This window comes from Pararhizobium sp. (genome assembly GCF_965279435.1).
Taxonomy (GTDB): domain Bacteria; phylum Pseudomonadota; class Alphaproteobacteria; order Rhizobiales; family Rhizobiaceae; genus Pararhizobium.
Window position 1 is genome coordinate 1,652,794 of the sequence record NZ_CBDIHY010000003.1, and the last position, 13,072, is coordinate 1,665,865.

Below are 13,072 nucleotides of genomic sequence, written 5' to 3' on the forward strand. Positions count from 1 at the left end.
CAAGCAGCATCAGCTTGGATCACGGTCAGCAACGCCTTGTCAGGCGTCCTGTTCCGCGCCTTCCACGACTACGAGCGCTTCTTCTTCACGCGCCAGATCTTCTTCAGTGATCCAGCCGGCGGCAAGACGCGCCTGCAGGATCATGCGTTCGGCATCGACGCGGGAGATTTCGAGCTTGGAGAACAAGCCTTCAAATTTCTTCGTCTCGCCGTCCTTGCGTTCCGACCAGCCGACGAGATCGTCAGCGGCGCAGCCTGCAAAGTCTTCCATCGTCTTGATGCCGTCTTCGCCGAGCGCGACCAGCATCTGGCTGGTCATGCCGTTGATCGTGCGCAGCTCATCGGAGACGCCGAGGGTAACGCGCTTGGCGTCCATTTCGGCTTCCAGGCGATCGAGATATTCGCGGGCGCGGGTCTGCAGCTCGCTGGCTGTGTCCTCGTCGAAGCCTTCGATCGAAGCGATTTCGTCAAGCTCGACATAGGCAAGCTCTTCAACGGCGGCAAAACCTTCCGATGCGAGAACCTGGCCAACCATTTCGTCGACGTCGAGGGCTTCCATGAACAGCGCGGTGCGTTCGTTGAATTCCTTCTGGCGGCGCTCGGATTCTTCCGCTTCCGTCATGATGTCGATATCCCAGCCGGTCAGCTGCGATGCGAGGCGGACGTTCTGGCCGCGGCGGCCGATGGCCAGCGACAGCTGTTCATCCGGAACCACGACTTCGATGCGTTCTGCGTCTTCGTCGAGAACGACCTTGGAGACTTCTGCCGGCTGCAGCGCGTTGACGATGAACGAAGCCGGGTTTTCATTCCACGGAATGATGTCGATCTTCTCGCCCTGCAATTCGGCTACAACGGCCTGAACACGCGAACCACGCATACCGACGCAGGCGCCGACCGGATCGATCGACGAATCGTTGGAAATGACGGCGATCTTGGCGCGCGAACCCGGGTCACGGGCAACAGAGCGGATCTGGATGATGCCGTCGTAGATTTCCGGAACTTCCATGGTGAACAGCTTCACCATGAACTGCGGATGGGTACGAGACAGGAAAATCTGCGGGCCACGCTGTTCGCGGCGCACGTCATAGACGTACGAGCGGACGCGGTCGCCGTAGCGCATGTTTTCGCGCGGGATCATTTCGTCGCGGCGGATGATGCCTTCGCCACGGCCGAGATCGACGATGACGTTGCCATATTCGACGCGCTTGACCGTGCCGTTGACGATTTCGCCGATGCGATCCTTGAATTCGTCGAACTGGCGGTCACGCTCGGCTTCACGAACCTTCTGGACGATGACCTGCTTGGCCGACTGGGCGGCGATACGGCCGAAATCCATCGGCGGCAGCGGGTCAGCGATGAAGTCGCCGATAATAGCGTCCGGGTTGCGGTCACGGGCCAGTTCCAGCGGGATCTGGGTCGCGTAGTCCTCGGCAACCTCGACGACTTCGAGCAGACGCTGAAGCCGGATCTCGCCGGTCTTGGAATTGATGTCGGCGCGGATGTTGCTTTCCGAACCGTAGCGCGAGCGGGCGGCCTTCTGGATCGCATCGGCCATGGCGGCCAGAACGATTTCGCGGTCGATCACTTTTTCGCGCGCGACGGCATCCGCGATCTGCAGAAGTTCGAGCCTGTTAGCACTCACTGCCATATTAAAGTCTCCGTCTGATTGCCGGGGCCTCACTTGGAAGCGTCCCGCGCCCATGAACTCAATTGATCGGCGAATCTTCGTCTTCGAAGTTTTCGTTGGCAGCCTGGGCTGCCTTTGCCTTCTTGTCTGCTGTCAGCGCATCGCGGATCAGGTCATCCGTAAGGATCAGCCTGCCTTCAGCCAGCGCCGTAAAGGGAATGACCACGCGCGGTTCTTCGCCGGGTGCCGGCTGATCGCGCTCGATCGTAAAACCGTCGGCGTCGGCGGAAAGAATCTTGCCGCGGAAACGCTTGCGGCTATCGACCAGCACCGACGTTTCGAACTTGATCAGATGACCTGTCCAGCGGGTGAAATCCGACTTGCGCACCATCGGCCGGTCGATGCCCGGCGACGATACTTCCAGATGATATTGCTTCTCGACCGGATCGTCCACGTCGAGCACGGGCGAGATCGCCGTCGAGATCGCTTCGCAATCTTCCACGGTCATCGTGCCATCAAGCCGCTCGGCCATGATCTGCAACGTCGCGCCGTTCTGCGAAGACAGGCGCACGCGCACCAGTTGGTAGCCCATCGGAATAAGGACGGGTTCGATGATATCGGCGACGCGCCGGTCGATCCCGGTCTCGGTGACCAGGCGCGGTTCCTGTGTGTTTTCTGCCGTTGTCGTATCGGACAAACGATGTTCTCCCAAAACATCGGTAACAAAAAAGAGCGGGTCCTGACGGGCCCACTCTTCATCAACCGATCAAGAATTTGAGGGTCATATACGCTCGATTATCCGCAAATGCAAGATATCCCGCTCTCGGGTCCGCAAAACCCGGATGCAGACCGTGAAGTGGTGAAATCCTGCCGACGATAGCGCTTTTGCTTGCCCGGCCTGTCATCTGGCTTAGATTGGGTGTCAAAGACGATTCAATCACACATAGGGTAGGAAAGCGCGTTGCCGCATCGATTATCGCCATTGGCGCCGTTCAAGCACGACACATTCCGGGTCATCTGGGTGGCAAGCCTTGCCTCCAACTTCGGCGGATTGATCCAGGCCGTCGGCGCCGCCTGGATGATGACCTCGATTACGGACTCGGTAAACATGGTGGCGCTGGTGCAGGCCTCGACCTCGCTGCCGATCATGCTGTTTTCGCTGATCTCCGGCGCGCTTGCCGATAATTTCGACCGCCGCCGCATCATGCTGATCGGCCAGTGTTTCATGCTTGGCGTCTCGGCGCTTCTGACGCTCTGTGCCTATTTCGGCTTCATCACGCCATGGCTGCTTCTGCTGTTCACCTTCCTGATCGGCTGCGGCACGGCGCTCAACAATCCATCCTGGCAGGCTTCGGTCGGGGACATGGTGCCGCGCGAGGTGCTGCCGGCAGCGGTTGCGCTGAACAGCATGGGGTTCAACATCACCCGTTCGGTCGGCCCCGCCATCGGCGGCGTGATTGTTGCTGCAGCCGGGGCAGCCGCCGCTTTTGCTGCCAATACGCTCAGCTATTTCGCCATCATCTATGCGCTGCTGCGTTGGCGCCGGGAGGAGACGCTGTCGACGCTGCCGCGCGAATCGATGGGCCGGGCGATTTCCGCCGGTCTGCGTTATGTCGCGATGTCACCGAATATCGGCAAGGTGCTGGTGCGCGGCTTCTTCTTCGGCCTGTCCGCCAGTGCCATCCTCGCCCTTCTGCCGCTGGTCGCCCGCGATCTGGTTGCCGGCGGACCGCTCACCTACGGCATCATGCTCGGTGCCTTCGGCCTCGGTGCCATCGGTGGCGCGCTGCTCAGCGCCCGGCTGCGCGAACATATGTCCAGCGAATGGGTCGTGCGCATCGCTTTTGCGGGTTTTGCCGTCAGCAGCCTGGTCACGGCGATCAGCCCCTATGGCTGGCTGACCAGCCTTGCGCTTCTCCTGTCGGGTGCCGGCTGGGTTCTGGCGCTGTCGCTGTTCAACACGACCGTGCAGCTCTCGACGCCGCGCTGGGTGGTCGGACGGGCACTGTCGCTCTATCAGACGACGACATTTGGCGGCATTGCGGCAGGCAGCTGGATGTGGGGGCAGGCGGCGGAAAACTATGGCCCGGCCATTGCCCTGATTGCCTCGGCACTGCTGATGGTCGTTGGTGCCGCCATCGGGCTGAAACTGCCGCTGCCGGAGTTCCAGTCGCTCAATCTCGATCCGCTCAACCGTTTTTCAGAACCTTTGCTGAAGTTGGACCTCAAACCCCGCAGCGGCCCGATCGTTGTCATGATCGATTACGAGATCGCCGATGACGACGTTCCGGAGTTCCTGACAGCCATGGCCGAGCGCCGCCGTATCCGGATCAGAGATGGAGCAGGCCAATGGGGCCTCATGCGCGATCTGGAAAACCCGACCACCTGGACAGAGACCTACCACGTGCCGACCTGGGTGGAGTATGTCCGCCACAACCAGCGACGCACGCAGGCCGACGCCGAGATCGGCGACAGGCTGACGGCCTTGCATCGCGGTGCTGCCGCTCCCCGCGTGCACCGGATGATCGAGCGCCAGACGATCCTTCCTTACGAGTACGAGCGCTACAAGCAGCAGATGGACATGCACTGAGCGCGGACACAGCAGGTGTAATCTTTCGATGGGCCGGCTTTGCAATCCGCAACGCCGGCCTTTTCATTGCCTGTCGCGCCGGTGCCCAAAAACCGGGGGAGGGCGGAATTTTGCCTGTTCAATAATATTCATCCATATGGTTGACTATCAAGTAAGTTTTATATATTCAACTGCTAGGGTGAATAAATGGACGAAGATGATCTGTCACGGGTTCTCAAGGCCGCCGGCGATACGACCCGGCGACGCATCCTGACGCTGCTTGTTCAGGAGGGTGCATTGAGAGTGACGGCGCTTGCCGCCCATTTCGACATGTCGCTGAATTCCGTCTCCAAGCATATCAAGGTGCTGGAGGAGGCAGGGCTTGTCACCCGCCGGACCTTGGGCCGCGAGCATTTCATCGCAGCCGAGCTCGATCCGCTGAAGCTGACCGAGGACTGGTTCGCGCAATTGAAGTCGATCTGGGAACTGCGCCTTGCGGCGCTGGAAAACTTACTCGTTTCAAAGGATGAGGACAATGAAGGAGCTTGAGCTGACGGTCAGCCGCACAATCGCGGCATCGCGCGAAAAAGTGTTCAACGCCTGGCTTTCACCGGTGATGCTGGCAAAATTCATGGCCCCGCCGTTCGGAAGTCCGCAGCCCAGCAAGGTCAAGAACGACCCGGTGAAGGGCGGCCGGTTTTCGATCGTCATGGTGACACCGGAAAAGGAAATTCCGCATGCGGGCACCTATCTTGCGATCGATCCGCATTCCCATCTGTCGTTCACCTGGGAATCGCCATATTCGCTTGACGACAGCGTCGTGACCATCGATCTGGCCACGGTCGATGCCGGCACCACGGAAATCACCTTGAAGCAGGTGAAGTTCAAGTCCGAGGAAGCACGCCAAGGCCACGAACAGGGCTGGACCGCGATCCTCAACCTGCTCGAAACCAGCCTCTCCGCCGCCTGATGATCAGACCGAGCGGGATCGCATGCGGTCTCGTCCGGCCTCGGTGAAGCCTGCTACAGTTTTCCCAAGAGGTTTTTCTGCGGGAAACATGTGGGCTCGATGCCGTTCTTCGCCTGCCAGGCACCGATCGAGCGGCGGGTCTTGTAACCGGCGAGGCCATCGGCCTTGCCGATATCGTAACCCTGTTTTTCCAGCGCCTTCTGCATCTTCAGGACGTCCGAGCGCAGCATCTTGCCGACATCGCCAAACTCACGCCTGAACGCGCCTCCGCCCGAGGCGATCCGGTCGGCAAGGTTGCCGATGAACAGCGCATAGAGGTCGGAATTGTTATATTCCTTGATGACGTAGAAATTCGGCGTAACGATGAATTCAGGCCCATTGCGGCCGGCGGGGACCAGCATCATGCCTTCGGCCTTGGCTTCGCTGGCTGGAAACGCCTTGCCGGATGCCCGCTCGATACCATCGGATGCCCACTTCGAAATCGGTTTGGCGAGATCCGGGCCTTCCTGCGCGCAGGTCACGTTGGCGGGGATATAGACCTCGAAACCCCAGTCGCGTCCGCGCTGCCAGCCCTTTTTCGACAGGTAGTTGGCGATTGACGCCAGCGTGTCCGGGGTCGATTTCCAGATGTCGCGGCGCCCGTCGCCATCGAAATCGACGGCATATTTTAGGAAGCTGGTCGGCAGGAACTGCGGCTGGCCCATGGCCCCGGCCCAGGAGCCGCGCATATCGGCCTCCTTCACATCGCCGCTGTCGAGGATATGAAGGGCGGCGATCAGTTCGCGCGTGAAGAGATCGCCACGCGTCGACATGAAGGCCTTGGTGGCCAGCACATCCATGATCGGATGCGGGATCTTCGCCCGGCCGAACCCGGATTCGCGGCCCCAGATAGCAAGGATGACCGGCCCCGGAACGCCGTAGGTCTTCTCGATCCGCCGGAGCGTCGCAGCATTTTCCTTGGCGAGGCTGCGGCCGGTTGCCGCCAGGCCCTGCAGCCGCTGTTCGGAGAAATAGGCGCCGGGTGAAGAGAATTCGGCCTGGCTCTGCTTCTGCTCACCGGGCGGCTTGCTGCCGGGAGGCACCAGATCCGGCAGGTCCCAGTTGAGCTTCACATCGGCAAAGGCGGCCTTGAAGGCGCTTGCAGTGATGCCGGATTTCTGCGCTTGCGGCCAGAGATCGGTCTGCAGCCATTGGCGGAACTGGGCTTCGGTCTCGGCCTTGGAGGCGGCGAGAGCAGGTAGAGGCATCAGCGAGACGATTGCCGCAACCACCATCGCCAGTGTTTGCCGTGCCTTACCGGGCTTAAGAGGGCTTTTCTGGGTTTGAAGCGGCGCATTCTCACACTCCGTCATCCTCGCCCTTGCGGCGGGGATCCAGCCGCGCCATGTCAATGGCGCGAATGAGTCTCTCACGCGACGGACGTCGCGTGGCTGGATTCCTGTGACGGGCACAGGAATGACGGGAGAGATTGTTGCTGCTCCCTGTTTGAATGCGGAGTTTGCCGTAGCAATGTTGGTAGGGAGGCCGTCTTGCGTCACCAGCAGTTTCTTCCTCAAATCGCCGTCCTCGCCCTCAGTGCCGCCGTCAGCGTGCCTTCGTCCAGATAATCCAGTTCGCCACCTACTGGCACGCCATGCGCCAGACGGGTGATCTTGACGCCGAGGCCGTCGAGCTGGTCGGTGATATAGTGGGCCGTGGTCTGGCCCTCGACGGTGGCGTTGACGGCGATGATCAGTTCGCGCACGCCGCCTTTTGCCACCCGCTCGATAAGGCCCTTGATATTCAGATCGTCAGGCCCGATGCCGTCCAGTGGCGACAAGCTGCCGCCGAGCACGTGATAGGCCGTGTTCATCGTGCTCGCCCGCTCCAGTGCCCAGAGGTCGGAGACGTCTTCGACGACGATAATCACGGAATTGTCGCGGCGGTCATCGGAACAGACGCTGCAGGGGTCGATTGTATCGACATTGCCGCAGCACGAGCAGATGCGGACCTTGCGGTGCGCTTCGCCCATGGCGTCGGCTAGAGGGCCAAGCAGCTGGTCCTTCTTCTTGACGAGGTGAAGGGCGGCGCGCCGGGCCGAACGCGGCCCGAGCCCGGGCACCTTTGCCAGCAGCTGGATGAGTTTTTCAATTTCGGGACCGGTGACTCGCTTTGCCATGCGGGGTTTCTACTCCATATCTCCGCAGAACGGAATCGCTGAAAAGAAAGTGCCGCCCATGAAAATCCGCGCCGTCTGCACCGGAAATGCCGAAATGCTGCCCGGCAAATCCTATCGGACCGGCATCTTCAAGCATCCGATAGAAGCTGGTGTGATGATCGACCGCGAGGGGCTGATCGGCGACAAAATCTGCAACCGCAAACACCATGGCGGCGTCGATCAGGCGGTTTATGCACTCGGCTCGGTCGATCTTGACTGGTGGTCGAAGGAGCTTGGCCGGGACCTGGAGCTAGGCATTTTCGGCGAAAATCTGGTGATCGAAGGCGCCGATAGCCGCAAGATCTCGGTTGGCGACCGGTTCGAAACGGATTCGGTCGAACTCGAGGTCACCTCTGCCCGTATCCCCTGCGCGACACTGGCGGTTCGCATGGACGATCCCGGCTTTGCCAAACGTTTCGCCAAGGCCGGGCGGCCGGGGTTCTATTGCCGCGTCCTCAAGGATGGTGTCGTGCAGGCTGGAGATGCCGTCAGCTATCATGCCTATTCTGGCTCTCCCGTGCTGATGCCGGAACTGCTGCACACCTATGGCAAAAACCTTTCCGACGAGGACCGCGCCCGCTATATCGCCGCGCCGATCCACCACAAGCTGAGAGCCATGATCAGCGGCTGAATCCGGTCCGCTTCTCCGCCTGCGACCTTAACCATCTGCTGAAGTTCCGCTTTCTTTCAAGCCGCTCCCAACCTATGAGAAAGCCTGTCGCACAGGGCATTCGGGCCTGCTGCGAGATATCGATGCCTTTACAGACACCGCGAGACCGTAGCGAACTTGGCAAGGACAGGGGCGCCGGGATAGCTGCGTCTGCAGGCGTGAGCGGGACAGGGCTGTCACCATGAACGGGTTCACGGAAAATGCGAGGCGAATAGGTGCGATCATCGCCGCCGCCTTTTGGACGCTGATGGTCTGTGTAAGCGGTGTCGAGGCCGGAGGTTGTTCTGCGATCCGGGCATCTGGCAACCCGGAGATGTCCCGGCTGCAGCGCCAGATCGCCGCCAACCGGGCCTTTCAAGTGAAATACAATTGCGCCGCCGGGGCAAATTTTGTCTGCCGCGAGATCGCCGGCCGTATTGCGGAAACGAACGCCCGATTAGAGAGCCTGTCCGGTGTTTCACAGCAGGTTTGCGCGAGGCCGGCCGTCGCTGAACGCGCTCCAGTCCGCCGTATCCAACCGACGGCACGCGGCACAGCAGCTGGATATGGTCTGAAGGCCAAGATCGAAACACGATGCGTCCGGCTCTCGGACGGCTATTCCTTTCCGACCCCGAATTCCGGCTACAACTCCGCCAGCGATCTGGAGGCGATATCGGCTCAATGCAAATTCATCTGCGATGATCCGGCGATGGACGTGTACAGGATCACCAGTGCCGACCGGAATACTGATGAGATGATCTCGGTGACGACGGGGGCACGGTATGCCGAGCTGCCGCATGCCGGAGCCTACCGGACGGCATCGCCGCTCAAGACCTGTGACATGAACCGGTTCTACAAAAGCGTCCTGGCAAAAACGCCGGTTATCCATACAGCCTTATCCAATGCCGAGGCTTCGGGTTCGCAAATGGCAGAAGATGCTGTGATGACTGTGGCGTTGCTCGGGGATGCCGGTCTTCGCGGAACGACGAGCTTCGTACCTGCGCCGCCGCGTAAAATCCGCATCGTCGGCGCGGCTTTCCTGCCGGAAGAATAAGACGGTCCTGACCGCACGGATGCCCGCGTTTTTTGGCAGCTGGTCTGGTTGGCGGGTTTCCAACCCATCCGGAAGGCGGCCGGGATCTGGCCGCCTGTCAGCGAAAGCGGCCTAGAAAGGCAGCTTCATACCGGGCGGGATCGGCAGGCCGGCGGTCAGTTCGCGGGTCTTTTCGGCGGTGATGGCTTCGGCCTTGTCCTTGCCGTCCTTGTGGGCAGCAACGATCAGGTCTTCGAGGATTTCGACATCGTCCTCCTTGAAGAGCGACGGGTCGATCTTCAGGCCCTTGAGATTGCCCTTGCCGTCCATGCGTACGGTGACGAGACCGCCGCCGGAGGCACCATCGACTTCGAGCGCAGAAATCTCTTCCTGCATCTTCTCCATCTTGGCCTGCATTTCCTTGACCTTGCCCATCATGCCCATGATGTCGCGCATCGTCATGTCCTCTTCTTCAATGTCTCGATAAATCTTAAACTAGTGCTCGATATCGTCGCCGGGAAGGATGTCGCCCTCTTCGGATTCGGCGGCGGCGACTGCCACCGGCTCGTTTTCCTCTTCCAGCTCCGGTCCCTTGATCCTAACGTCGGTGATCTTGGCGCCGGGGAACTTGGCGAGAATGGCAGCAACGTCCGGATCCTGGCGTGCATCGCTGACGCGCTTTTCCTGCGCCCGCGTCTCGGCTTCAAGCAATGTCGGTTGGCCAGGCTCGCGGCTGAGGATGACCATCCAGCGGATGCCGGTCCAGTCTTCGAGCTTCTTCTGCAACTCGGCAACCAGGGTTTTCGGGGCGTCTTCCGGCAGGTTGATTTCCAGCCGTCCGGGTTCCAGATTCACCAGCCGTACGAAACCGCGCACCAAGGTCTTCAGTTTGATGTCGCGGTTAGTGCCGCAGAGGTCGGCGATGTCGCTGACCGAGCGCACCGGGACTTTAGGCTCAGCCTTCGCCACCGGTGCTTCGACCGGCCGTTGCTCGATCTGTCCAACAGGCATGACCTGGGGCGGCGCCACGTCTGGCACGGCGCGCAGCATGGTCGCGCCATTTCCGGTCGCGCGCTGTGCAGGCGGCATGTCGTTGCCGCGTGCTTGAACGGATCCGCCCATGGAGGCCTGCGCACCACCGCCATTGCCGCCATTCGGGGCGGACGGCTGGCGCGGCGCGTCGCCGCTGGACATTTCGAGCAAACGCCGGGCCGCATCTTCCGGCGAGGGAAGGTGAGCAGCGTGCGCAAGCCGGATCAGCACCATTTCGGCAGCACCTGCCGGGCGTGAGGAGCTTTCGGTTTCCGGAATGCCCTTCAACAGCATCTGCCAGATCCGCGACAGCGTCGTCACGGCAATGCTGGAGGAGAATTCGGCGCCACGGGTGCGCTCGATTTCGCTCAGAGACTGGTCATTGGAAGCATCCGGCACGTATTTCAGCCGGGTAACGAGATGGGTGAAGTCGGCGAGATCGGTCAGCACCACGGAGGGGCTGGCGCCTGCCTCGTATTGCCCGGCAAATTCATCGAGAGCGGCGGCCACGTCGCCTTTGACGATGTGCTGGAACAGATCGACGATGCGGGCGCGGTCGGCAAGGCCAAGCATCGAGCGCACGGCTTCGACTTCGACCACGCCGCCGCCATGGGCAATCGCCTGGTCAAGCAGCGACAGGCCGTCGCGCGCCGAGCCTTCGGCGGCACGGGCAATCATCGCCATGGCATCCGGATCGGCAGAAATGCCTTCCTTGCCGAGAATGGTGGTAAACAGGCCGACGAGATCGGACGCACCGATGCGGCGCAGGTCGAAGCGCTGGCAGCGCGACAGCACCGTGATCGGAACTTTTCGGATTTCAGTGGTGGCGAAGATGAACTTCACATGCTCCGGCGGCTCTTCGAGCGTCTTCAACAGGCCGTTGAAGGCCTGGGTCGAGAGCATGTGCACTTCGTCGATGATATAGACTTTGTAGCGGGCCGAAACCGGGCGATAGCGCACCTGCTCGATGATCTCGCGGATATCGTCGATACCGGTATGCGAGGCGGCGTCCATCTCGATCACATCGACATGGCGGCCTTCCATGATTGCCTGGCAATGTTCGCCGGGAATGCGAAGGTCGATCGTCGGCTTGTCGATCTCGGCTGTCTTGTAATTCAGCGCGCGGGCAAGGATGCGGGCGGTGGTGGTCTTGCCGACCCCGCGAACGCCGGTCAGCATATAGGCCTGCGCGATACGGCCGGTCTCGAACGCGTTGGTGAGCGTGCGCACCATCGGTTCCTGGCCGACCATCAGGTCGGAGAAATCCTTCGGCCGGTATTTGCGCGCAAGCACGCGGTAGGCGGCGGGTTTTTCGGATGTCGGGATCAGACTATCTTCGCTCATCGCCCTTTTTTCCCCAAACGGGGCCGCTTGGTTGCAAATCGTGTCCGGTAAGGACAGAAGGAAAAGGGTGGGAGGCTGGCACGATGACCCGTGCCTGGCTCGTTGGGGCTGCTTCCTTCCGGACCTGACCCGGTTGGCGAGTGGCTCGTCCACCACCAACCTCCCGGCTCTCATATCGGCAATATCGAAACCAAATGCAAGCCACGCCTTCAAAAAACTGCTATCGTTGTTGAAACAAAAGGAAAATCACTGTTCCCGGGAGATCCACGTGCCTGCCTTCGATATTGATGAACGCCTTCAACGCGATGGATTGCTGATCACCACGCTCGGCCTTTGCCAGCTGCGGATCAACAATGACCGCCGCTGGCCCTGGCTTGTGCTGATCCCGCAGCGCAACGGCATATCGGAAGTGTTTGATCTGACGCCGCTTGACCAGGCGATGCTGACATTCGAAACCAACATGGCCGCCGCCGCATTGAAAAAAGTGACACAGGCGACGAAGATCAATGTCGGCGCTCTTGGCAATATCGTTCGCCAGCTTCATGTTCATGTTATCGCCCGCAGCGAGTGTGACGCCAACTGGCCGGGGCCGGTCTGGGGTTTCGGTTCCGCCGAGCCCTGGGACGACGAGGCGCGCAAGGCATTCGCAGCACGGATAGTGGAAAATCTCTGACCATGACGAAATCGATCTTCGACCTGCACAGCCCGCATCCCGAGCCGAGCACGCTCGTCGCCTTTTCCGAAAACCACCTGGACAGACAGTCGGAACATCGTCCCGACGATTGTCTTGAAGCCGCCTTCCGCAAGGAAGGCGCGCATGTCTTCGCTTTCTCCGGCGGCAAACTGGTGGTCAAGCATGACGAGAAAATCATCGACCCGCTGTTTGCGCCCTATGAGCTGGCGGGTCTGGAGCCGGTTCTCGACGACGCCATCCTGCTCGGCTTTCTCCCCAATGGCGAGCCGCGACTGGCGGTCCCCATCGGGATGACCGAAGAGACACTGCCGGAGCCATTCAAGCTCGCCGATGGCCGCACGCTCTATCGCCAGCAGATGCTGACGGACGAGCTGCTTGGTCAGTTTGCACAGGCGTCGAGCCTGATTAGCTGGAATGCCACCAACCGTTTCTGCGGCAAATGCGGTTCAGTCATGGAAGGCAAGGCCGGCGGCTACCGGCGCGTCTGCACCGCTTGCGGCCACATGGTTTTCCCGCGCACCGATCCCGTCGTCATCATGCTGGCGATCGATCTGGAGCGCGATCTCTGCCTGCTCGGCCGCAGCCCGCATTTTCCCGAAGGCATGTATTCCTGCCTTGCAGGTTTCGTGGAGCCGGGTGAAACCATGGAAAATGCCGTCCGGCGCGAGACGCTTGAGGAATCCGGCATCCGCCTCGGCCGCGTCCGTTACCATGCCTCGCAGCCGTGGCCGATGCCGCACACGCTGATGATCGGCTGTTATGCGGAAGCCAAGTCCCGTGACATTCATCGCGACGATCAGGAACTGGAAGATTGCCGCTGGTTCACGCGCGAGGAAACCGCGGCGATGCTGGCGCGCAATACTGGCGTGACGCTGGCGGCCGGTGAACTCGGCCCGCCACCAAAGGGTGCCATCGCCCATCAGTTGATGCGCGATTGGCTGGACTGGCCGAAATAAAC

At 60.8% G+C, this 13,072-nt stretch carries 13 protein-coding genes and 1 other RNA gene; 7 read left to right on the forward strand and 7 right to left on the reverse strand.

Annotated features, from left to right (window positions below; genetic code table 11):
* Positions 1-39 precede the first annotated feature (39 nt).
* Together nusA and rimP are read right to left on the reverse strand one after the other, a co-directional pair.
* On the reverse strand, positions 40-1,647 hold the full coding sequence (gene nusA / locus ACQY8Q_RS13450; protein ID WP_428427029.1) for a transcription termination factor NusA: 1,608 nt from the start codon (positions 1,645-1,647) through the stop codon (positions 40-42).
* Between the two features lie 58 nt (positions 1,648-1,705).
* On the reverse strand, positions 1,706-2,323 hold the full coding sequence (gene rimP / locus ACQY8Q_RS13455) for a ribosome maturation factor RimP (protein ID WP_428427030.1): 618 nt from the start codon (positions 2,321-2,323) through the stop codon (positions 1,706-1,708).
* A gap of 264 nt (positions 2,324-2,587) precedes the next feature.
* Here rimP and ACQY8Q_RS13460 point away from each other — a divergent pair, with 264 nt between their 5' ends.
* From ACQY8Q_RS13460 to ACQY8Q_RS13470, 3 genes are all read left to right on the forward strand, one after another.
* Positions 2,588-4,216: an MFS transporter gene (locus ACQY8Q_RS13460; protein WP_428427031.1), complete on the forward strand. Its 1,629-nt coding sequence runs from the start codon at positions 2,588-2,590 to the stop codon at positions 4,214-4,216.
* A 186-nt stretch (positions 4,217-4,402) separates the two neighbouring features.
* On the forward strand, positions 4,403-4,744 hold the full coding sequence (locus ACQY8Q_RS13465) for an ArsR/SmtB family transcription factor (protein ID WP_428427032.1): 342 nt from the start codon (positions 4,403-4,405) through the stop codon (positions 4,742-4,744).
* The gene (locus tag ACQY8Q_RS13470; protein WP_428427033.1) at positions 4,731-5,165 is read left to right on the forward strand and encodes an SRPBCC family protein; all 435 of its coding nucleotides are present in this window, start codon (positions 4,731-4,733) and stop codon (positions 5,163-5,165) included. The genes ACQY8Q_RS13465 and ACQY8Q_RS13470 overlap by 14 nt, the downstream gene beginning before the upstream one ends.
* Positions 5,166-5,218: 53 nt before the next feature.
* Here ACQY8Q_RS13470 and ACQY8Q_RS13475 read toward each other — a convergent pair whose 3' ends face one another.
* Positions 5,219-6,439, reverse strand: a complete 1,221-nt coding sequence (locus ACQY8Q_RS13475) for a lytic murein transglycosylase (protein ID WP_428427034.1) — start codon at positions 6,437-6,439, stop codon at positions 5,219-5,221.
* Positions 6,440-6,717: 278 nt separating this feature from the next.
* Complete coding sequence (gene recR, locus ACQY8Q_RS13480; protein WP_428427035.1) at positions 6,718-7,323, reverse strand: recombination mediator RecR; 606 nt, start codon at positions 7,321-7,323, stop codon at positions 6,718-6,720.
* 58 nt (positions 7,324-7,381) lie between these two features.
* Here recR and ACQY8Q_RS13485 point away from each other — a divergent pair, with 58 nt between their 5' ends.
* Positions 7,382-7,993: an MOSC domain-containing protein gene (locus tag ACQY8Q_RS13485; RefSeq protein ID WP_428427036.1), complete on the forward strand. Its 612-nt coding sequence runs from the start codon at positions 7,382-7,384 to the stop codon at positions 7,991-7,993.
* A 352-nt stretch (positions 7,994-8,345) separates the two neighbouring features.
* Positions 8,346-9,065: a DUF2865 domain-containing protein gene (locus ACQY8Q_RS13490; RefSeq protein WP_428427037.1), complete on the forward strand. Its 720-nt coding sequence runs from the start codon at positions 8,346-8,348 to the stop codon at positions 9,063-9,065.
* Positions 9,066-9,176: 111 nt separating this feature from the next.
* On the opposite strand, the gene ACQY8Q_RS13495 is transcribed toward ACQY8Q_RS13490, so the two are convergent.
* From ACQY8Q_RS13495 to ffs, 3 genes are all read right to left on the reverse strand, one after another.
* The gene (locus ACQY8Q_RS13495) at positions 9,177-9,500 is read right to left on the reverse strand and encodes a YbaB/EbfC family nucleoid-associated protein (protein WP_113313667.1); all 324 of its coding nucleotides are present in this window, start codon (positions 9,498-9,500) and stop codon (positions 9,177-9,179) included.
* A 39-nt stretch (positions 9,501-9,539) separates the two neighbouring features.
* Positions 9,540-11,420 (reverse strand): DNA polymerase III subunit gamma/tau, encoded by a 1,881-nt coding sequence (locus tag ACQY8Q_RS13500; protein ID WP_428427038.1) that lies wholly within the window; start codon positions 11,418-11,420, stop codon positions 9,540-9,542.
* Positions 11,421-11,487: 67 nt separating this feature from the next.
* Positions 11,488-11,584, reverse strand: an RNA gene (gene ffs, locus ACQY8Q_RS13505) — signal recognition particle sRNA small type.
* Positions 11,585-11,688: 104 nt separating this feature from the next.
* Here ffs and ACQY8Q_RS13510 point away from each other — a divergent pair.
* The gene (locus tag ACQY8Q_RS13510; protein ID WP_428427039.1) at positions 11,689-12,093 is read left to right on the forward strand and encodes an HIT domain-containing protein; all 405 of its coding nucleotides are present in this window, start codon (positions 11,689-11,691) and stop codon (positions 12,091-12,093) included.
* Between the two features lie 2 nt (positions 12,094-12,095).
* Entirely contained in the window at positions 12,096-13,070 is a 975-nt protein-coding gene (nudC, locus tag ACQY8Q_RS13515; protein ID WP_428427040.1) for an NAD(+) diphosphatase, read from the forward strand.
* Positions 13,071-13,072: the final 2 nt, after the last annotated feature.

What these genes read in the sequence shown, in the direction of transcription:
- nusA (WP_428427029.1), bottom strand. Translation starts at nt 1,647, where the DNA reads ATGGCAGTGAGTGCTAACAGGCTCGAACTTCTGCAGATCGCGGATGCC.
- ACQY8Q_RS13465 (WP_428427032.1), top strand. Translation starts at nt 4,403, where the DNA reads ATGGACGAAGATGATCTGTCACGGGTTCTCAAGGCCGCCGGCGATACG.
- ACQY8Q_RS13470 (WP_428427033.1), top strand. Translation starts at nt 4,731, where the DNA reads ATGAAGGAGCTTGAGCTGACGGTCAGCCGCACAATCGCGGCATCGCGC.
- ACQY8Q_RS13475 (WP_428427034.1), bottom strand. Translation starts at nt 6,439, where the DNA reads ATGGTGGTTGCGGCAATCGTCTCGCTGATGCCTCTACCTGCTCTCGCC.
- recR (WP_428427035.1), bottom strand. Translation starts at nt 7,323, where the DNA reads ATGGCAAAGCGAGTCACCGGTCCCGAAATTGAAAAACTCATCCAGCTG.
- ACQY8Q_RS13485 (WP_428427036.1), top strand. Translation starts at nt 7,382, where the DNA reads ATGAAAATCCGCGCCGTCTGCACCGGAAATGCCGAAATGCTGCCCGGC.
- ACQY8Q_RS13490 (WP_428427037.1), top strand. Translation starts at nt 8,346, where the DNA reads ATGTCCCGGCTGCAGCGCCAGATCGCCGCCAACCGGGCCTTTCAAGTG.
- ACQY8Q_RS13495 (WP_113313667.1), bottom strand. Translation starts at nt 9,500, where the DNA reads ATGCGCGACATCATGGGCATGATGGGCAAGGTCAAGGAAATGCAGGCC.
- ACQY8Q_RS13500 (WP_428427038.1), bottom strand. Translation starts at nt 11,420, where the DNA reads ATGAGCGAAGATAGTCTGATCCCGACATCCGAAAAACCCGCCGCCTAC.
- nudC (WP_428427040.1), top strand. Translation starts at nt 12,096, where the DNA reads ATGACGAAATCGATCTTCGACCTGCACAGCCCGCATCCCGAGCCGAGC.